Below are 21,072 nucleotides of genomic sequence, written 5' to 3' on the forward strand. Positions count from 1 at the left end.
AAGAAAAATCATTCCCTGCGTGGACTCGGTGGCCGCGCGAGGTGGGCTTCGGGATATCTGTACAAAATTCTTTTTAGCCGTTCCACAACCTCTGGTTTTTCACTAGCAAGATTAACTTTTTCAACTAGCCCATCCGAGTAATCATACAGTTCAAAGTCTGCTGTTTCGGGATCGGCCCCAATCTCTTTCCACTCCACCAACCGGTACTGATCCGTACGAATGGCACGGCCTATTCTTCTGCCGCGTGGGTAGGTATGATAGGCATGATCACTCACTCGTGACTCAGGATTTTTGAGAACAGGAACCAGGCTTTCTCCATCCAATGGTTGAATCGGATTTGGAACGGGCAAACCGGCAAGATCCGCCAGCGTTGGATAGATATCCACTGTTTCCGCCAGTTGATCAGTACTTGAACCCGGAGTTGTAACCCCCGGTGCTTTTATCATCAATGGGATTCTGTTTGCGATCTCGTAGTTCACATGTTTCGTCCAGATTCCCAGTTCGCCAAGATGAAACCCATGATCGCCCCACAGCACAACAATTGTATTCTCATTCAAACCCAGATTTTTTAGCTCTGTGAGAACTTTACCGATCTGCGTATCCACATAACTTACACTTGCGTAATAACCGTGAATCAAGTTACGCTTCAACGGATCGGGAAAGGGACCCTGAATTTCCTGTGGAGTCGGAACAGGTTTGTATTGGGCGATTTCGCCTCCTCCATCTTTTCCGGCATAAAGCGGCGCTCCTTTGGGAGCCGTTTCTATAGCCGGCATTGGCAGTTGTTCAGGATCATACAAATCCCAGTATTTCTGAGGGACCGAAAAAGGCATATGCGGACGGGCAAAACCAACCGCCATAAAAAACGGCTGATCAGCATTCTCCAATAATGCTCGCAGTCTTTCAATGGCATAACTAGCCACACGCCCATCAGCATAAGCCGTATCTGCCACCTCCGGCGATTCCCATGCTGCTCCACGGGAAAGAGATCGGGCATATTCCCAAGTGCGATTGCCGAATAACGCTTCTTCCCGAGTAAGTTCTCCGCCGGTACTTTCAAGATCATTGTATTCAATTACTTTATCCGCATGGTGTGGAATACTCCACGAAGCTTCATCATTATACGTACCATGACCTATGTGATACACTTTTCCCATGGATTCTGCATGATAGCCATGCTGTTGAAAATATTGCGGTAAAGTGATAGCATCCGGATAGAATTCCCTGAAATCTCTTCCGAAATCGTAAATACCGGAAGAGGTGGACCGGCTTCCCAGCATCAAATTAAGACGGGATGGAGCACAAACTGCCTGGTTTGCGAAAGCTTTGGTAAACCGTATGGATTCGCCGGCCAGTTTATCCATCTCCGGGGTAATGGCAATCTCATTGCCATATGCGCCAATAGCAGGTTTTAAATCGTCTATCAATATCAACAATACATTGAGCTTTTTCTCTTCTTGTGACACTTGACCACTGGTACATGACTGAATAGAAATGAAGAAAAAAACAATTACCAGCAGACGTGGAAAACCAGTTGCTAACCATCCAAAGTTATAGCTCATAACCTGGTTAGTAAACGAACATTTTCTGTCTGCATGAATTTTTCTTTTCCTATTCATATCTATAGGATTGGTGCTTCATTATTCAACTCCACTCATCTTTAAAAACTGTTTTACCATATGAACTCAGATCATCTATACCGGAATAATATGATACGTTTGCGGGCTCCACTAATTCTTGCAAGATGAGCCCACCTACGTATTGTCAGTCCGTATTGGTTATTTAAAAATCAGTTACCATGGATGATTCTTTGGTGTAGCTTCCACAGTTGTTCAAGGTCAAATTTCACAACTTCCCGATCATAGGTCATCATGCCATTCACTTCAGATTCTACATCCGTGGTTTGAGTGTATACCGCTCCGGCCAGACCTTTTTCTTTCAGGGGAATAAGTTCTTCGAGCAGTCGGTTGTAGGTGGTATGAAGTTTTTCTTCGGATGTTGAAGTCTCATAATGACCGGGAGCTCTTGTGAAATCCTGTATCCACAAATGCCCCGGAACGACAAGAGCCTGTCCGCCAAATTCTCCAAGAATAGCGGCTCTGCCTTCTTCCGTATCCGGCATATCCGGGCCGGGATAGCTGTGGATATCATGCATATCACCAACTCCACGATCTGCCCATCCGCTGGGAATATCTACAAGGCGAGTGGGATCCAACTCTTTCGTAATATCAGCAATCTTTTCGGTTTGAAACTGTCCCCAACCTTCGTTAAAAGGCACCCATATAACAATTGAAGGGCTATTATAATGCTCATCAATCATCTCTTTGAGTTCCACCTTATAATCCAGTGTTGATTGGGCTACGCGTTCAATATCCTCTTCATCGCGATCAATATGCCTGTCTCCATTTGGCATATCCTGCCATACGAGAATACCCATCTTATCGGCCCAGTAGTACCACCTGTTAGATTCCACTTTCACGTGTTTTCGAATCATATTAAACCCAAGGTCTTTGGTGACCTGAATATCATATTTGAGAGCTTCATCAGTGGGTGCCGTGTACACTCCATCCGGCCAGAATCCCTGATCTAAAAGCCCCAAATGAAATAGTGGCTCATCATTCAGAAACAGACGCGTGTATCCATCATCGGCTGTTCCAAGACGAATTTCCCGCATTCCGAAATAGCTTTCAACCTGATCAACCGGTTCGCCGTCTTTTAAAAGTGTCACGATCAGGTCGTACAGAAATGGATTTTCGGGCGACCAAAGTCTGGGATTTGAAATCGACAGATTCATTTCCTCTCCAGGATCGCCACTGATTTCACTCACTTTCTGGCCATCAGAAAATGCTTCAGCCCGGACTGTATATCCTGATTCCCGATCAGTACTGAATGCCGTTAGTTTCAGAGCCGAAGCATCCATATCCGGAACCATCTTCAGTTTCTTTATAGCTACTTCAGCTACCGGTTCAAGCCAAACAGTCTGCCAAATACCCGTGGTTGGTGTGTACCAGATACTGTGGGGATCACGAACCTGCTTGCCTCTGGGCTGAAAACCGTCATCCGTGGGATCCCAAACAGCGAGCGTAATTTCCTGTTCACCATCTTGTTGCAGATAATCTGTGATATCCAGCGAAAATGAAGTATATCCGCCTTCATGTTGCCCGGCTTTTTTCCCGTTCACCCAGACATCCGTCTTCCAGTCTACGGCTTCAAAATGCAATAGCAGCCGTTGACCTTCCCAATCATCCGGAACGGTAAACGTGCGTCTATACCAAAGCCGGTTATCAGGCCCAACTCGTTTTTTAACACCAGAGAGGGCTGATTCGACCGCAAACGGTACCAAAATTTCTCCATCCCATTCTGCAGGAGTGTCCTCCAATACGGGCGCAATAGCATACTGCCACAACCCATTCAAATTGATCCATTCCTCTCGTTTCATTTGAGGTCGCGGATACTCCGGGAGAGGATTGTCAGGGTCGATGTCATCCACCCATTTGGTCATTAGTGGATTGTCTGCCGGTTGCCAACCCTGCTGAGCCAGCACGCTCTGCTGAACTGCAAATGACATGATAAATACTAAACCGAAAAATCTAATTTTTCTAAACATAAATCGTTTTCAGAATTTATAGTTATGGATAGGTTACTTAAAAATATATGGTGTTATGGGTCTGCCATCTCTTTGTTCAAGTATTTGATAAAATTCCTTTATTCCAATGTATATTTTTTAATGAGCTCCGTTTCGCTGCTGTCATATGGAGTTCCGTCGGTATGTAAAATATCATGAAACCACGGATCGGGTTCTGAGGTGTATTCCTTGTCCCAGGAATCCCATGGATAGATCGTCTGACTTTTCCCGTTTACAAATCCCCAGTTGTATGCTCCTACATTATTTTCCTTAAGAATGGGAAGTTCGGCCTCAAATGTACTTCCCTGGGGACGAGCCATGTATTCCGTACAGAATATGGGACGGTTATATCTTTGAAGATTTTTAATCCGCTCTGTCATTACTTCGGGTCCATCATAGGAGTGAAAGGTGATTATATCTGCGTTTTCCACCATAAACTGATCCATTTCTTTCATTTCATCATGATCGGACCAATCTCCGTACCACAAACCGGCCGTTATAGGTTGTGATGGATTTACCTCCCTGGCCCATTCAAAGCTCTTTTTAAGCAATTGCAATGCCATTTCACGTTTATTCTCAAGCTCAATATCACCATAAGCTCTGTCGTTGGTATTGTCGGGTTCGTTGTATATATCCCAAATATGAACTCTTTCATCGTTGGCGAAATGCGACATCACTCCTTTTACATATTCTTCGAGTTGACCCCAACTGTCGGGGTCAGCCAGGATATTTGTATTTGGGCTCTGAACCCAGCCGGAATTGTGTACATGAGGTTTTGGCTCCGGCTGTGTGCCTACTTCAGGATGTGGATGCCAAACGCCATCAAACAAGACAAACATGGTTCCGATTCCATGGCTGTCGGCAATCTCAAGATATTGCTCCATTCGTTCTATCATCCCTTCCGGATCTTCTTTCCAGACCAAATCATGCAGATAAACTCTCATCGAATTAAATCCGAGGTCGGCAGCCCAACCCAGTTCTCTGTCAATTGTTTCGGGATCAAACGTATCCGCCTGCCACATTTCCAATTGGTTGATGGCCGTGCTGGGATTAAAATTAGCACCTACCAGCCAGCCGGTCTCTTCATACCATTGATTCGCTTTCTCCTCTGACCATCGTTCGGCAACTCCGTTATTTTCATCAGGTGTTTCGGTATCACACGAAATAGCCCCAATAAAGAGTAAACTTGCTATAATTAAAATAAATCGTTTCATCTTGTCGTATAATTGTTAGTGGTTAATCAACTGAAATTCTTTAATGTTTACCCGCCCGCCGGGTTCTCCTTTCGCTACCATCCCATAACGAAAGCCCATCCCCCAGGCCACTAAATGAGACGCATCAAAATCTTCGACCAGCGTTTTCCATTCTTCATTCTGTTTTACAGAAAATGTAAGCAGATATCCATCCCGCACTTCCATCATGAGCTTAGAATATTCCGCTTCACCTATCTGTTCTTCTGCATAAATTTCCGTTTTCGCGTTTCTGGTTTCCCAAACCGTGATGTTTCCGTTTTCTGTTGAGATTCCTGCAGCGGCTACCGGTGCGGCAAATCCATTATTCGCAGCTCCCACCAAGGCAATTCCTCCGGCTACATTTTCTCCGGATTGCTCATGATCAATCGTGGCAATGATATCATAGTTGGGGGAAGTGGTCTGACGAACAAGCAAACTTCCCAAATCTTCATTTTCTCTGGAAGCTTCAACAAATAATCCTTCTTCATTTGTTGTAAACTGAATATCCTGAGTAACTCTCCACTGCCACAGCGGATCTAAACCCTCTGTAAAATCAGATGAAAAATCCCATGTATCCGTTTCCCGGTTATATTCGGCATCATTATCAAATACCGGCCAGCCCTCTTCATTCCAAATAATTCTTTCAAGTACGGCTTCGCGACCCACGTAAACCCCGCCTGCTCTGCTGTAGGCGTGATGGAGGTAAAAAATTTCACCATCTTTTCTCACGACAGATCCATGCCCAGGACATTTCCAGTCCTCATTATTATTCAATATCGGATTACCATCAAACTTTTCCCATGGACCACCAATTGTTTCCGATCGTGCAACTCCGGTTACATAATTGCACTGTACATCGCAGCAAGATCGTGCAGAGTAGAGTGCATAAAAATAGTCATCTTCCCTGAATACACTGATGCCTTCCACAAGGTTATCTTCCCAAGATTCATCATTCCGAAACATCTCGATTTTTTCGCCGATTAGTTCGGTTCTGTCTTCATTGATTTCCTGCGCCCACATCGGTGTTGGCTGCCCTCCGCTATTGCCATCCTCTTTCCACATAAAATAGAGAGTTCCGTCTATATCTCTGGCTTCATATCCGTCAATAGAACCCAGTTCCTGCGAAATAAGCGGACCATGATCAGTAAATGGTCCTTCGGGGCTGTCGGCACTTGCAACGGCCGTACTCAACCGGTTAGATTCCCTGTCTCTTGCCGTATAGTAAACATAAACCTTGTCCTGATCTTCATCATAAGCCAGTTCTGGTGCCCAGAAATTATTGACTGCCCAGGCCGGCGGGTCATCGGGAAATACATACGTTACAAGCTCCCAGTTCTGCAAATCATTTGATTTGAATATGGGAAACAGTGGCGACCATTCATTGGATGTTGCCGAAGCCCAGTACGTATCTCCAATTTGAATCACCGTAGGATCGGGCCGGTCTCCCGGTAAAACCGGATTCTTGATTTCGAATGATTCCTGTTTCGCGCCAGTATCGCATCCTGCGATCAATAAAAGGATCATTCCGAACCACAATTGTAACTTTGAACTTCTCATCAAATTTGCTGATCTGTTTATCTTCATTCGTTGTTGTTTAAAATAATGGCTTTACTCCACGTGGATGGCCTGAACTCCTTATTGCCACCGAGTGTCTCGTTTATGATCTCAGTGCTGGAAACATTCCGGACATTCAGATTTGCGTTCAAACCAATTGCATTCGGAGGGTCAGATTCCAGACCAATACCCGATAATGGAATAGATATCATCACTTCTTTTTCGTGATCACTGTCTCTAAAAACATTCGTTTTTAAATCTTCTTCCATCGGCGACCACTTTCCATTCTTTCCCTCATAACTTGTTACTCTGCCTTCACGATCGTAGCTAACTTTGAACATTCCTTCCGAAATCTCATCTTCATAAAGCAATCCGTTTGCTATCATCAAGTCCGTTGATTCGAACTCCGTGGAATTATTCGCCGCCCGATTATTAACCTTGAATCCAAGGTGTAAGTACTCTGAATCTTTGAGTGCATATACTGAAGCAGAGACTGGACTATAAGCGCCCATACGAGCTATCGTTTGCAATCCCTTTTCGGATAATGTGGATGCTGTTTCTTTTGTAATATTGCCATTTGGAATGATGATATCGGACAATATTCGGCCGTCTATAGAATAGATTTCACTCTTCCCGTCGTTGCTGAAAGCATTTGTCGAAGTAACGGCCGTTACGGTATTGTCATTTTTTACATGAAGCGAGTTCCACATTGCTGATTGAGTACGGCCAACTCGAAATGGCTCTGTCACTCTGGAAAAATTTTTACCATCATGATCTCCAATAGCCACTGCCATCGTGGAAAAATTCCAGGCGACGTCCCGATCTTTTGTGGATTGAAAGGACAAAATTGTTTCGCCTGATGGAATTTGTACTAAGTAAGGCGCCCCTCCATATTCATGTTCTGCAAGCTGATCATCCTCGGTTAATGCTCTCCATCGGTTATTTGAACGGCCCGATATCATAGAATCACTCAATGCTTCCTGAGAAGAAAATCCAAGAATTACCGGTTTGAATTCTCCTCCGAAGATGCCATTATCCTCAATAGCTATTCTGATTTCGCCGGAGTTTTGAAGTTTAACGGGTACGGGCATTCCATCCCTATGTCCTTTTCTGTAAGAAACCGTTTTGGGTTGAGACCATGTTAGTCCGTCATCGTCCGATTTCACAAAACTAATTTCCTGATCTTCACTTTCGCTATACGGATGCTCATTGGCAAAAAATAATAACAGTTCATCATCCAACTGCATCATAACTGGCTCCCAAACCCCACGGTGCCATGTATGACCACCCTCGTAAACGTTAATAGGATCTGACCAGCTATTCCCCTGATTCAAGCTTTTTATCACTTTTAAACCAAAACGGAGCTGTTCATTGTCATTATTTTGTGGTGGCCTGGTATTGTATGCGACTAAAATTTCACCATTTCGCAATTCAATAATTTCCGGCACGGATGCTCTTACAATACCCTCAGGTTTGGCGATTTTTTCGCCTTGAGTCCAACTCTTCCCGTTGTCATCACTTCGGGATAAAACAATACTCGCTTCGCTCTCATACACACTCAACATCTCACCGCTTGTTAAGGTTGTCATTCTCGGATAAAATGAAGAATGTTCGGAATCGGATATATTCGTCAGGGTTTGGTAGTCCCACAAGATTCGTATCCCTTCTTCATACGGAATAATGTCTGGCTGTACATCACGATTTATTATTACACCTCCGCCTGAACAATTGACGAAAAGAAACAGGGCCGGTATGATTAACTGAATATTCACAACAAATCTATCTATGATCTGATCATATTGGTTATTTACATTCCCCGGCTGGTTTTGGCAAGGTTACTCCGGCTGATACTGGAGTTCCAAAATCAGGATTCCCTTGTTGATCCCATCCAAACGGCTGAATATGGATGTATCTGTCCCACCCGGGTTCTTCGCTGACTTTCGTGTGGTACACAATCCAGTCCTCAGTGCCGTCTTGTGATTTCACAAAACTGGCGTGTCCTGCTCCTATCACATCCTCCGTTCCCATAAATACAGGACCAGACTTCTCCCAATTATCCGGATTCATAGGATCAGCGTTTCGATCACTCAACTTTAACTGACCCAATCGATATGCGGGAAGCCAGGATTCCCGGGTTGAATAAATAATAAAGACGTCGCCTTCCTCATTTTCCAATATCTGAGGGCCTTCCTGTAAATCAAGTTCTCCACCGGTTTCCCACTCCTCTTCCGGCGAAGACAGCTTCACCCTGTTCCCGGAAATTGTCCAGGGATTTTCCATTTCTGCGATGTATAAATGTTGAGGTGTGTGATCGGTATCCCTGTTCTCTTCCCAGCCAGACCATATGGCGTATAACTGACCATTCAGATCCAAAACCGTCAGGTCAATTGCCCACTTGTTTTCTTCTCCGGTTTCGATATCATCGCCTGTATACAACTGTCCCTTATCAATAAATCCCTCAAAAGGGTCTTCGCTGACAGATTCCAGAACACCGCTTCGCTGAGAAGTAAAGGGCGGACCACTTTCTCCGGCGGCATAATAGATGTACCATTTTCCCTGAATAAAGTGCAATTCAGGGGCCCATAAATTATGTTGATTCCATCCTGCATGATCGGGTAATGACCAGACTTCCTGCTGGTTCATTTTAAGTGTGGTCAGGCTCTGCGTTTTGGAGATATGAAGTGCCCCACCGGCGGACTCTATAAAATAATAGGAATCGCCATGTTTAATTGCCCACGGATCCTGGCCATGTGCAATGGGGTTTACAAACTCACACTCCGGCTCCGGGGGCTTCTCATCATCCCCTGAAACTGCAGAGTTACAATAGGTTAACATGAGTACAACAATAATGAATAAAAAAGTAAATGCAGACTTCATTACAATATTAATTAATCAGCCGGAGGGTTATACATGGGTTCAATTCTGGGTTCCTTAACCTGAATGCGGTAACGGTCTTCGCCTTCTACAGGTACAAACCCTACTTCGTTGATATATGCTATTCTCGGATGAATATTCTCCTGATCATTATGAGCATGGTACACCATATAGAGCCGACCATCCTTTCCTTCAAACAACATGCTGTGTCCGGTTCCCACCAAATGATCCGGGTTCTGTAAAATCGGATTCGTTTCATCCTTTGTCCAAGGCCCCAAGGGATGTTCCGCATAAGCCATTCCAATTCCATAGTCGGGGCTGGCGTAATGATTGGCCGAATATATCATGTAATACATTCCTTCATGTTTAATGATATAAACGCCTTCATTAACAATTCCAACCGGATCTTTTTGACTTTTCTCCCATTCCTGAGACTGAGAAATTTGCCGCTCCATTGTATCAAAGTTGATTTCAGAAAAATCTTCGGCAAACTCCGCGCCCCAAATCTCCAGACCATCTTCAAATTTTGCGAAATAGATATAATGGGCACCATCCGTATCCACAAATAAAGAGTGGTCAATCGCTTTAAAATCGGCAAGGAATTGTTGTTCTTCCTGTACAAATGGCCCCAAAGGACTCTCTGAAGTGGCTATGGCCATATGCTCTTCCGTACTAAAAAACATATAATAAGTGCCATTCACATTATAAACTTCCGGAGCCCAAAACCATCGGTCACCGATCACATCATCCTTATGTAAAGCGAATCCGTCGGTAACTCCTACAGGCCCTATCCAATTTTCAAGATCTTCTGATGTATAAACCTCGATTCCGGTATCGCTATCTCTGCCGGTTCCATACATATAGTATGTTCCGTCATCCAAAAGTACATAAGGGTCTCCAAAATAAATATTGTGTTCCGGTGGATCGTCATCTCCAAAATATTCTGTTGATCCGTTGGCTTCCGAGCTACAACCGACTGTTAAAACTGAAAAAAGAAGCAAAAGAATGGCAGGTAAAGTAATTGTGCGCATGGGGATAAATTTTATAGAAACCGGGACTGGAACAGATGACTGCTCCAAACCCGGTTCTTGTATAATTAATAACCACTTAATTGATTGAGATTAGGATTGTTTTCCACTTCACTTTGAGGAATAGGCAACCTGTGATGTCTTCCTATTACAAAGTTGTCGAAGCTTGGATCTCTTTGTCTCAATTCATCTATACCTTCCTGGCTTTCAAGCATTCCCCATCTTTTTAAATCAGCCCATCGGATTCCTTCATGGTTCAGCTCTAACGTTCTCTCCATTTTCAGTCTTTCACGGAATGCATTCTGAGAGCTTAATGCAGTTGAATACGGGCTTGACTGTAATGGCGCCAAATTTGTGGAAGGACGTTGTCTCACGCGGTTAACATATTGAACGGCCTGTTGCGGACCCTCCAGCTCATTAACAACTTCTGCGAAGTTTAGCAGAACTTCGGCATACCGTATAACCCTGAAATTATTGGGAGAATAATAATCTTCATAGTCTCTGAAATAATCAGAAGAGTATTTCCGAATGTAGGCTGCATCCTGAGCCCAGCCTCCTTCTTCCCAGGTCCGGCCATAAATCAGGTTATTATTTTCAAAATCATCTCCCATTTCGCTATAGAATATGCTCCATTTCAGACGGGTGTCATATCCGCCGTCCAAATTGAGTTCTGACTTATATTCATCAATCAGCCATCTTCTGGCTTGTCCGTCTTGCCAGCCTATACCACCGGGAGCAAAGAATTGAGGGCGTTCAAATCCAAGATTTGAATCACTGCCATCCCCTTTGCCACCTCTGTTCACATCCGAAAAGACAACCTCAAATACAGACTCCATATTATGCGCTGTTGTATGCATAAAATTGTCTCTGTAGTTATCAACCAAGTCATAATAAGCGGCACCCGGGCCTTCAACCAACCATTGGAGAGCATCATAAGCCTGTTCCCAGTCATGGTTTTGCATGTAGGCGCGTCCTAAAAGTGCATGTGCGGATCCTTTGGTTGGTCTGCCTGCTTCAGTTGCATCCCATCTTTCCGGAAGAATGTTTGCAGCTTCCGTGAGGTCCTGAATTATTTGGTTCCAAACTTCTTCTTCACTCCGTTGTGCGGGCTGGTCATCCGGGTTGGACGGTTCGGTTACGATGGGAACTTCCTCCCATAGCACTACAAGATTGTAATATAAAAGTGCTCTTATAAATTTGGCCTCGGCAATTATTTCCTGTTGCCTGTTTGAATCGCCAAACTCTATTTCCGGTACATAGGTAATCACCTGGTTTGCGCGAAAGATACCTTTGTAATGATCTCTCCAGATCCAGGCTCCTCCTTCCCAAAAGTTATAGTTCAGGTAATTAAACCGGGTCCAGTCTGCCAGTTCAGTCCATGGACTGTTACTATATCCTTCATCTGATGTAAGGTCGTATCGGAAAAAGATCCATCTTGAATAGGTGGATTCCTTAATCAACTGATGATAAACAGCTGTTAAACCTCTTTCTGCATCCTGCGGAGTTTTCCAGAACGTGGCATCGGTAGGAGCATTCGGGTTTGAATAATCAAGCACATCATTACATGCTGATGAGAGCATCATTATCATCACAGCCAGTAGGGTAAAATATATTTTCTTCATAATTATGGAGTCCTGTGATTAAATAGATAATTGAAGATTAAATGATACAGTTCGAGGTGTGGGATACCTGTAGTTATCATGTGTTCTGTCAAATATACTTGGAGCTACAAATTCAGGATCTAATCCCGTGTAATTTGTGAATGTGACCAAATTTTGACCTGTAACAGAAACTCTTAACCGTTGGAAAACATCACTTAATATGGTTGGCGGCAATGTATAACCAATGGTTATTTCACGAATTTTGAAAAACGAACCGTCTTCCAGCCACCGGTCAATATCACCTCTTGAGTTTCGCTGATCGGCATAAATAATTCGGGGAAAATCGGTATCAGGATTTTCCGGTGTCCAGGGCTCAATTCCACTTCTGTATCCGGAGTTGTCATCAAATCTGTCCATTACACTTCTGGGGCCGTTGAAGATATCAAAATCATAGGCACCGAATCCCTGCACTCTAAAGTCCCAGCTCTTCCATCTTGCTGACAGATTAATTCCGTATTCGAAACTTGGCCACGGACTTCCTACAATTGTTCTGTCCGCACTTGTGATTTGGCCGTCATCATTTACATCAGCATAGCGAATATCCCCCGGCCGGGCATTGGGCTGAATGACGTTGCCTTCACTGTTTGTATGTGCAAGAACTTCGGATTCAGATCGGAATAATCCATCCGTTTTTATCAAATAATATGTCCCAATGGGGTGGCCTATTTCGTTTATTGTTTGGCCTGTATAGAATACTGTTTGTCCATATCCAAGCTCTACAATCTCATTTTGAGTTTTTCCGAAATTCACGCCAATGGAATAGTTCAGATTCTTATCCCGAATTTCATCAGTCCAGGTTAAATCTATTTCAAAACCGGTATTTTTTAAACTTGCGGCATTTACAAATGGATTTCCGCCATCATTACCGGTCGTCATCAAAATTGGCATTTCTGTTAGAACATCCTGGGTCTCACTATTGAAGTAGCTTATTTTGGGAAGCAATCTTGCATCAAAGAGGACAGCTTCTACACCAATATTGGTTTGGGTAAGTGTTTCCCATCGCAGGTTCTGGTTAACCAGTTCAACCTGCGTGACACCACTATGTACATTTTCACCAAAAACATATTGAGGATTTATATTCAATACACTTTGGTAATCATAGAAACCAATGTTTGAGCTTCCTAACAACCCATAACTGGCATTTAATTTAAGATCGTCTACCCAATCAACATCAAAGAAATCTTCCTGGCTGATTCTCCATGCACCCGACACAGAAGGAAAAGCCTTCCATCGGTTATCCTCCGGCAAACGGGATGTGCCGTCATATCGCATGGTAAATTCAGCTATATAACGGTCATTATAGTTGTAATTCAATCTTCCAAAGAAAGAGAGTATCGCCCCTTCCTGCAGCCAGCCACCGGTTCTTGCATCTGTAGTAGCTGCATCCAATAGATTGAAATACTCACCACCGGCTTCTATTACGTTTTGAGCTTCTCCCCAAATTCTTTCCTCACTAAATGTTTGATAAGACTGACCTGCAAGAGCCGTAACTTTGTGATTTGAGAATTCCTGTATCAGGGTAAGTGTATTCTCAAACAGATGAGAGTTGTAACCGCCTTTTTCAGAATAAATTCGTGAAGGTTCAAAAGGATGATTCAATGTCCAGTTGCCCTCTCTTCTTAAAAAGTCGTAATTGTGAGAATTGTAGTCTAATCCGTAGTTAAACCTATAGTTCAGGAATGACCAATCTAATTCTAAATAGGCATTTCCCCTGATTCTCTGGTTAACGGTTGCGGCATCTTCCAGAGCTTCCCTGGCAACCGGATTGACACCAAACGTTCTTGCCCTGTTCTCATTTCCGTATCCAAATCCACCGGGATTGTTGCTGTCGTACACCGGAATGGTTGGCAGCATTCTGGTCACATCTGCAATGGGATTTGTATTTAACTCTTGTACATCAAAATTGGTAATAGCCAAATTCTCACCTACGGTAAGAATACCACGGGTTGACTCTGTGTTTAACCTTATCCCAATTCTTTCGGATGTTGAACCAATGGTAGTACCTTCGTTTGACTGATGATTTAATGAGAGAAGGTATGTGCCCGATTCAGAACCGCCTGAAATGGTAAGATTATTATCGGTTCTGAGTGCGGTTTGGAAAGTTTCATCCTGCCAATCCGTATTGGCTTCAAAGTGATTTTGTCGTGGAACACCGGCTTCGTCATAAGCCCGGTTGTTAAATTCAATCCATGTTTCTCTGTCCATGAGATCAAATCGCGGCAGCCAGTCTCGACTTGTAGAGCTGTTAAAGTCAATACGCATCGGACCTTCTCGCCCGCTTTTGGTTGTAATGATAACCACGCCGTTTGCCGCTCGTGATCCGTATATAGCTGCTGCAGAGGCATCCTTCAGAATTTGAATGGATTCAATATCATTCACATTAAAATCCCTGTTGGCCCGTGTGGGTACGCCATCAATAATATAGAGCGGTTCATTATTCGTAAAATTCCCCATTCCCCTGATTTGCATAGATGGCTCTGAACCGGGCTGCCCTGTTGTTCTTACCGTAACACCGGGAACCATTCCCTGGATGGCTTCACCAAAGTTGGTGACATTCACATCACCGATATCTTCTACATTCACCGATGCAATGGAACCGGTCAAATCCCTTCTTCTTTGCTGACCGTAACCAACAACGACAAGTTCATCGCCTACAATAGTTTCCGGACTCAATTGAACATCAATCGCTGACCGTCCATTAATTGGCACCTCAACATTTCCATAACCTATGTAGTTAAATACCAGCGTATCTGAGGGGCTGATATTGGATATTTGATAACTACCTTCCAAATCTGTAGTTGTGCCCCGCGTAGTACCTTTGAGCAAAATATTTACGCCTGGCAGAGATTCGCCACTATCTGAATCTGTAACAACACCCGACACTGAATGCCCATTCTGTGAATAAGCTTTGTCAGGTTTCATGCCTGTTATGATAAACAGGCAAAATAGTATGGTAACACATCTATTTATCATGTTGATAACCTTTTTTAATTGTGATTTTGCTTTTGCTATCTGTCGATCTGATTTCCAACTCCAATTTTTTCTGCCTCCCGGCTTATGGTGTATCTTACAGATCTATTATGCATCAGTAACTGACAAACCTCACCACTTCTCGCTTTTTCGTGTTCTTTACCCGTGTTTGGTTTGTAAATGACCGGTTCCATGAAAGGATGTTCTATCACTTCAGGGACTGTTGCATAATTACACTTTCTGTTATCGTTAACATATTAAAGACAAAGACATATCCACCCTTTATTACCATCTAATCTATCTTTGCAACCGCTTCCATTTCTATTCAATGTTATCGATAACATCAGCTATTATTAAATAATCACTATTTTTTTTCATTGTCAACTTTTTTTAAAAATATAACACCCATTCAAAATTACCGCATTTAAGCTGGTAAAAGCGTGTTTATTTGCTCTCTTCTTAACTTTATAAGATTTCGTCCTAATAATGTATTCATCGTTCATTATTTGTGGCAAGCAACTTTCGGGGGCTGAACGATACATTGGAAGGTTTAAATTTAAAAAGTTTCTTTAACTCTGCCGTGTTTTGGAAGCGGTATAATGACCGTATACTCGTCGATTCAGGCACGGGGGAATCCCAAAATAAATCCGGGAAAAGATACATCTGCAAACTCTGGCCCTTTCAAAAATAAGAACCTGAACCAAGGTATAGAATCGGCGCTTGTTGATTTTTTTCGCTCAGTACTCTCTCACTGTTTTTTGCATCCACAGGATTCCCTGACAACAAGCTCCGTCAACAAATCAATGTTTTCAACTGGCTCATCTTCATTTTCAATCATCTTAATCAACTTTTGAGCCGCTCTTTTTCCCAAATCATAAGAAGGTTGTCTAACAGTAGTTAAAGGAGTTTTCATCAAAGAAGCACGTATATCATCCGAAAATCCAACAATAGCAATATCTTCGGGAATTGAAAATCCATGATTGTAAATAGCTTCCATCGCACCAAATGCCACCGGGTCGTTCATCGCAAAAACCGCTCTTGGTGGATGATCCTGATACGCTGTAAGCAATTGATCCATCGCATTATATCCACCCTTTTCACGAAAACCAGATTCAATGATTAAATCGTCATCAATCATAATGCCGTTATCATTCAGAGCTTCTTTATAGCCCCAAAGCCGCTCCTGGCTAATCTTTAGATTTAAAGGGCCTCCCAAATGGGCAATCTTTTTATATCCGTGTCCGATTAAATGATTCGTGATATTATACGCCCCGCTACGGTCATCTACACTTACACAACTGGCCCCAATCCCTTCCACACATCGATCAAAAAAAACAAGGGCTGTATCGGATTCTACTATCCTTTTGTATAAGCTATGATCTTCAACGGTTTGAGCCGTTGAGATCAATATGCCATCAACTCTTTTGGATTTAAGCGTTTGAAGAGCTTGTTTTTCACGTTCTTCGTTCTCCGCGGAATGAGTGAGGATAAGCTGATAATTCCCTTCAAAAGTAACCTCTTCAATTCCCTGAATGGCTTCTGCAAAAAAGGAATGCGCAATTTCTGGAACAACTACCCCAATGGTATAGGATTTTTTCGAGACCAGACTTTTAGCAATGTGGTTTGGCGTGTACCCCATCTCCCTGGCCTTATTAAGAATCCTCTCTTTGGTTTTTTCATCTACATTTGAGCGGTTGTTAATCGCTCTTGAAACGGTCATTGCCGAAAGCCCCAATTCTTTAGCAATTTGTTTTAATGTTACTTCCGATCCCAAAATATTTTTTTTGGTTGTTTTTTAAATTGTTTTACAAAGTTAAGAGGAACATTCGTAAGGAAAAACAAAAAAATAAAAGAGTATGAATCATACAGATCCAAAATCCTATTAACTCCAACTACTATGAATACTGAAACTTTTTCGTCTTTAAAAACCTTTTTTGAAATTTCTTATGGAAATTGATTTTCAAGAAGCGGTTTCACAAATTGCCTGATCAATAATTTATCATCGCTAATTAACAGGAGCCCATAACATGGCAAAGCAGTTCATTTTAGCTCTCGACCAGGGAACCACCAGCTCAAGGGCTATTGTCTTCAATCATAAAGGTGAAATTGTATCTACTGCTCAAAAAGAGTTTAAACAAATTTATCCGGAAGCCGGGTGGGTTGAACACGACGGAACAGAAATTTGGTCGACCCAGGCGGGGGTTGCTACCGAAGCCATAACCAGTGCCGGGATTAGCGGTTCAAGCATAGCCGCCATCGGAATTACCAATCAACGGGAAACTACGATGATATGGGACCGAAAAACCGGGAAACCTGTATATAACGCCATCGTTTGGCAAGACCGGCGGACATCAGAGTTTTGTGATCAACTGAAAAATGACGGATATGCCGGCAAAATCCAGGAGAAAACAGGATTGGTGATCGATTCCTATTTCTCGGGCACAAAGATTAAGTGGATTCTGGATAATGTTGATGGAGTCAGACAACGGGCGGAAAACGGAGAGCTGGCGTTTGGAACGATGGACACGTGGCTGATCTGGAATTTTACAAATGGAGAAACCCATGTAACGGATGTATCCAATGCCTCCCGAACCATGATTTTTAACATCCATGAGATGCAGTGGGATAAAGAACTGCTTGAAATCCTGGATATTCCCGAAAGCTTGCTGCCCGAAGTAAAATCATCCAGCGAAGAATATGCAAAAACCAATTCCACAGTGCTGAACGCCAAGGTTCCGATCGCCGGAATTGCGGGAGATCAACAAGCGGCTCTTTTTGGCCAGCGATGTATTGAAAAAGGAATGGTAAAGAATACCTATGGCACAGGCTGTTTTATGATGATGAATACCGGTGAGAAGCCTATCAAATCTGAAAATAACCTGTTAACCACAGTTGCCTGGAAAGTAGATGGAAAGGTTGAATACGCCCTGGAAGGAAGTATTTTCATCGCCGGAGCAGTTGTACAATGGCTTCGGGATGAATTGGGATTGATTCGAAAATCGGCTGATGTAGAAAAACTCGCTTCCTCTGTGGAAGACAACGATGGCGTATATCTTGTGCCTGCATTTGCCGGACTGGGTGCACCCCATTGGGATCAACATGCACGGGGTACAATTGTGGGATTAACCCGTGGATCGAATTCGGGCCACATTGCACGTGCCGCTCTTGAAGGAATTGCCTACCAGGCAATGGATGTTTTGAAAGCGATGCGTTCGGACTCCGGGATTGATATCAAAGAATTACGGGTTGATGGCGGAGCTACAGCCAATGATCTTCTGATGCAATTCCAGGCAGATATCCTGCAGTCTCCGGTAATTCGCCCCAAAATTTTGGAAACCACTGCTCTTGGTGCGGCTTACCTCGCCGGGCTGGCCGTTGGTTTCTGGAAAAATCATGAAGAAATAAATGAACAGTGGAAAGAAGATCATCGTTTTGATGCGAAGATGGATAAAGATAAAGCCGATGACTTAATTGCCGGGTGGAAAAAAGCGCTGAAGGCCACCCGGGCATGGTCCGAAAAACTGGACTTTGATGTTTAGCTTATTCTTTCTCGTTCCGAAGCTCTGCTTTGGCACAATTGGTGTAAAGCTTCGATTCATGAAAGGAAGCAGCACTTCCGATTATTCCGCCCTAAGCAGAGCTTAGGACGGAGAATAACTCATTTCATCCCGGGCAGAAACCCAGGATACACACAAAACTTTTATTAGTAAATCAATCAACCATGCTCCTAAACAGAGAAGAAATGTTAAAAACCGCCAAAGAAAAGGCGGGATATTTTGATGTAATTATAATTGGTGGTGGCGCAACAGGCCTTGGTGTTGCTGTGGATTCTGCCACACGAGGCTACAGCACTTTGCTGCTTGAACAGCACGATTTCTCAAAAGGAACATCCAGCCGTTCTACAAAATTGGTCCACGGTGGAGTTCGCTATTTACAGCAGGGAAATGTTTCTTTGGTTCTGGAAGCTCTCCGCGAAAGAGGACTACTGATTCAAAACGCACCTCATCTCGTTCATAATCAATCCTTTATTGTACCTAATTACGACTGGTGGGAAGGTCCTTTTTATGGAGTGGGCATGAAAGTGTACGATATGCTGGCAGGCAAACTTGGCCTCGGTCCATCTAAACATTTGGATCTCGAAGAAACCATTGAGCGTCTTCCCACTCTTGAACGTGACGGCTTGCGAGGTGGCGTCATCTACTACGATGGTCAATTTGACGATTCCCGTCTTGCCATAAACCTGGTGCAAACTGCCGCTGATCATGATGCGACTCTCATTAATTATGCAAAAGTCACCGGCCTTCTAAAATCCAACAGCATGGTAGATGGAGTTAAAGTTGAGGATCAACTCACCGGAGAAAACTTCGAAATTAACGGCCGGGTTGTGGTGAATGCAACAGGCGTATTTACAGACGGAATTCTCAAAATGGATAATCCGGATGCCGGCAATATTATTGCACCCAGCCAGGGTGTGCACCTGGTAATCGACAAGGAGTTTTCTCCGGGCGAATCTGCTATTATGGTTCCTCATACGGATGATGGACGAGTTCTTTTCGCCGTTCCATGGAATGGAAAAATCGTAATTGGTACTACCGATACGCTTGTTGATGAACCATCACTGGAACCCAAAGCCCAGGAAGATGAAATCGAGTTTATTCTGAAACATGCCTCTCAATATCTCACTGGAAATCCCACCCGAAAAGACGTTCGCAGTGTTTTCGCAGGATTGCGTCCGCTTGTAAAAGCAGGTGACGGTAAAGACACAGCCTCCATTTCCCGGGACCATTCTTTGATGATTTCTGATTCCGGATTGGTAACGATTGCCGGAGGTAAATGGACCACCTATCGTAAAATGGCCCAAGACACCGTTGACCAAGCTGCAACTGTGGCCGGATTAAACGTACAGGAATGTGTTACGGAGCATCTTCGAATTCACGGCTGGCTCAAAAATATTGATCCGGATGATCCGCTTCATCACTATGGATCGGATCGCGTGGAAATCAACAAGCTCATCAAAGAAAATGTAGAACTTGGCAAAAAACTTCATGAGCGATTGCCCTATTTAAAAGCAGAAGTTGTGTGGGGCGTTAGAAATGAAATGGCAATGACGGTTGAGGATATTCTTGCCCGAAGAACACGCGCGCTCCTTCTCGATGCAAAAGCCAGTGTAGCAATGGTTCCTGAAGTTGCCAGACTAATGGCAGAAGAAATGGGACATGATCAAGCCTGGATTGATGAACAGATAGAAATGTACCAGGAAATTGCCGCATCTTACATCTTATCAGAATGACGCGAGACAAGAATGTTGTAGAAGCCCTCAAAAAAATAGCCGATTCCAAAATAGCGGAACATAGTGCACGCTTCTTCAAATCCGGTCCGGGGGAATATGGAGAAGGTGACCAATTCCTTGGAATTCGGGTTCCGAAACAACGGGAAATCGCAAAAAAATATAAAGATCTTCCACTCATTGAAGTGGCGAAACTTCTTCAATCGCCATTTCATGAAGTTCGTCTCACAGCTGTTTTGATTCTCGTTTACAAATATCAAAAAAACAAAAACTTTGAAGACCGAGAGGACATCTACCACTTTTATCTGGACAACCTCAAAGGTGTGAATAACTGGGATTTGGTCGATTCATCCGCAAAATATATTGCCGGACATTTTCTGTTTGAATACAATGAAGATCGATCGATTTTATATCAACTCTCTGATTCGGATGATCTCTGGGAACGAAGAATAGCCATTATGACCACTTTCTACTTTGTGGATCAGGGCGATTTTGATCTGACTCTTGAACTCGCTGAAAAGTATCTTGATGCTCCGGAAGATCTGATTCACAAAGCAACCGGCTGGATGTTGAGGGAAATCGGCAAACAGGATGAAGTCCTGCTAAGAAATTTCCTTGACAATCACTACCAAAACATGCCACGAACGATGTTGCGATATGCTATGGAAAAGCTGGATGAACCAGTTAGACAATTGTATTTACAAGGAAAGGTTTGATGCATTTCCGGTTTAGAGCGCAATCTCAAAGATGGAATAAAAATCTTTACTTGCCACAAAATTTCTGTCTGAAAGAGTGAAAGCTTGCACTTTACCGGATTTAAACCAGAAATGCTTTTTAAGCT

The 21,072-nt window shown here is 43.4% G+C and carries 13 protein-coding genes; 3 read left to right on the forward strand and 10 right to left on the reverse strand.

Features of this window, described 5'->3' with window-relative positions:
* Positions 1-8 precede the first annotated feature (8 nt).
* From L0B18_RS18570 to L0B18_RS18615, 10 genes are all read right to left on the reverse strand, one after another.
* Positions 9-1,562, reverse strand: coding sequence for a sulfatase (locus L0B18_RS18570; protein ID WP_370647614.1), 1,554 nt, complete (start codon positions 1,560-1,562; stop codon positions 9-11).
* Positions 1,563-1,789: 227 nt separating this feature from the next.
* On the reverse strand, positions 1,790-3,568 hold the full coding sequence (locus tag L0B18_RS18575; protein WP_234573445.1) for a glycoside hydrolase family 2 protein: 1,779 nt from the start codon (positions 3,566-3,568) through the stop codon (positions 1,790-1,792).
* A gap of 137 nt (positions 3,569-3,705) precedes the next feature.
* Complete coding sequence (locus tag L0B18_RS18580; RefSeq protein ID WP_234573446.1) at positions 3,706-4,839, reverse strand: cellulase family glycosylhydrolase; 1,134 nt, start codon at positions 4,837-4,839, stop codon at positions 3,706-3,708.
* Between the two features lie 15 nt (positions 4,840-4,854).
* A complete protein-coding gene (locus tag L0B18_RS18585; protein WP_234573447.1) occupies positions 4,855-6,414 on the reverse strand; it encodes a glycoside hydrolase family 43 protein in 1,560 nt (519 codons plus the stop codon).
* 23 nt (positions 6,415-6,437) lie between these two features.
* The gene (locus L0B18_RS18590) at positions 6,438-8,183 is read right to left on the reverse strand and encodes a sialidase family protein (RefSeq protein ID WP_234573448.1); all 1,746 of its coding nucleotides are present in this window, start codon (positions 8,181-8,183) and stop codon (positions 6,438-6,440) included.
* A 31-nt stretch (positions 8,184-8,214) separates the two neighbouring features.
* On the reverse strand, positions 8,215-9,288 hold the full coding sequence (locus L0B18_RS18595) for a glycoside hydrolase family 43 protein (protein WP_234573449.1): 1,074 nt from the start codon (positions 9,286-9,288) through the stop codon (positions 8,215-8,217).
* A gap of 11 nt (positions 9,289-9,299) precedes the next feature.
* The gene (locus tag L0B18_RS18600; RefSeq protein WP_234573450.1) at positions 9,300-10,316 is read right to left on the reverse strand and encodes a glycoside hydrolase family 43 protein; all 1,017 of its coding nucleotides are present in this window, start codon (positions 10,314-10,316) and stop codon (positions 9,300-9,302) included.
* Between the two features lie 65 nt (positions 10,317-10,381).
* Positions 10,382-11,935 carry a RagB/SusD family nutrient uptake outer membrane protein gene (locus L0B18_RS18605; protein ID WP_234573451.1) on the reverse strand — a complete coding sequence of 518 codons (1,554 nt, stop codon included), beginning with the start codon at positions 11,933-11,935 and terminating at the stop codon, positions 10,382-10,384.
* Positions 11,936-11,953: 18 nt separating this feature from the next.
* Positions 11,954-14,896 (reverse strand): SusC/RagA family TonB-linked outer membrane protein, encoded by a 2,943-nt coding sequence (locus L0B18_RS18610; protein ID WP_234573452.1) that lies wholly within the window; start codon positions 14,894-14,896, stop codon positions 11,954-11,956.
* A 796-nt stretch (positions 14,897-15,692) separates the two neighbouring features.
* Positions 15,693-16,718 (reverse strand): LacI family DNA-binding transcriptional regulator, encoded by a 1,026-nt coding sequence (locus L0B18_RS18615; protein ID WP_234573453.1) that lies wholly within the window; start codon positions 16,716-16,718, stop codon positions 15,693-15,695.
* Positions 16,719-16,971: 253 nt separating this feature from the next.
* Between L0B18_RS18615 and glpK the strand changes: the two genes are divergently transcribed.
* The 3 genes from glpK to L0B18_RS18630 all read left to right on the forward strand — a co-directional run bounded on the left by glpK (position 16,972) and on the right by L0B18_RS18630 (position 20,947).
* Positions 16,972-18,483: a glycerol kinase GlpK gene (glpK, locus tag L0B18_RS18620; protein ID WP_234573454.1), complete on the forward strand. Its 1,512-nt coding sequence runs from the start codon at positions 16,972-16,974 to the stop codon at positions 18,481-18,483.
* 182 nt (positions 18,484-18,665) lie between these two features.
* Positions 18,666-20,234 (forward strand): glycerol-3-phosphate dehydrogenase/oxidase, encoded by a 1,569-nt coding sequence (locus L0B18_RS18625; protein WP_234573455.1) that lies wholly within the window; start codon positions 18,666-18,668, stop codon positions 20,232-20,234.
* Positions 20,231-20,947 carry a DNA alkylation repair protein gene (locus L0B18_RS18630; protein WP_234573456.1) on the forward strand — a complete coding sequence of 239 codons (717 nt, stop codon included), beginning with the start codon at positions 20,231-20,233 and terminating at the stop codon, positions 20,945-20,947. The genes L0B18_RS18625 and L0B18_RS18630 overlap by 4 nt, the downstream gene beginning before the upstream one ends.
* Positions 20,948-21,072 lie beyond the last annotated feature (125 nt).

The sequence above is a fragment of the Rhodohalobacter sp. 614A genome (genome assembly GCF_021462415.1).
Lineage (GTDB): Bacteria > Bacteroidota > Rhodothermia > Balneolales > Balneolaceae > Rhodohalobacter.

What these genes read in the sequence shown, in the direction of transcription:
- L0B18_RS18570 (WP_370647614.1), bottom strand. Translation starts at nt 1,562, where the DNA reads ATGAGCTATAACTTTGGATGGTTAGCAACTGGTTTTCCACGTCTGCTG.
- L0B18_RS18575 (WP_234573445.1), bottom strand. Translation starts at nt 3,568, where the DNA reads ATGTCATTTGCAGTTCAGCAGAGCGTGCTGGCTCAGCAGGGTTGGCAA.
- L0B18_RS18580 (WP_234573446.1), bottom strand. Translation starts at nt 4,839, where the DNA reads ATGAAACGATTTATTTTAATTATAGCAAGTTTACTCTTTATTGGGGCT.
- L0B18_RS18585 (WP_234573447.1), bottom strand. Translation starts at nt 6,414, where the DNA reads ATGAGAAGTTCAAAGTTACAATTGTGGTTCGGAATGATCCTTTTATTG.
- L0B18_RS18595 (WP_234573449.1), bottom strand. Translation starts at nt 9,288, where the DNA reads ATGAAGTCTGCATTTACTTTTTTATTCATTATTGTTGTACTCATGTTA.
- L0B18_RS18600 (WP_234573450.1), bottom strand. Translation starts at nt 10,316, where the DNA reads ATGCGCACAATTACTTTACCTGCCATTCTTTTGCTTCTTTTTTCAGTT.
- L0B18_RS18605 (WP_234573451.1), bottom strand. Translation starts at nt 11,935, where the DNA reads ATGAAGAAAATATATTTTACCCTACTGGCTGTGATGATAATGATGCTC.
- L0B18_RS18610 (WP_234573452.1), bottom strand. Translation starts at nt 14,896, where the DNA reads ATGAAACCTGACAAAGCTTATTCACAGAATGGGCATTCAGTGTCGGGT.
- glpK (WP_234573454.1), top strand. Translation starts at nt 16,972, where the DNA reads ATGGCAAAGCAGTTCATTTTAGCTCTCGACCAGGGAACCACCAGCTCA.
- L0B18_RS18625 (WP_234573455.1), top strand. Translation starts at nt 18,666, where the DNA reads ATGCTCCTAAACAGAGAAGAAATGTTAAAAACCGCCAAAGAAAAGGCG.
- L0B18_RS18630 (WP_234573456.1), top strand. Translation starts at nt 20,231, where the DNA reads ATGACGCGAGACAAGAATGTTGTAGAAGCCCTCAAAAAAATAGCCGAT.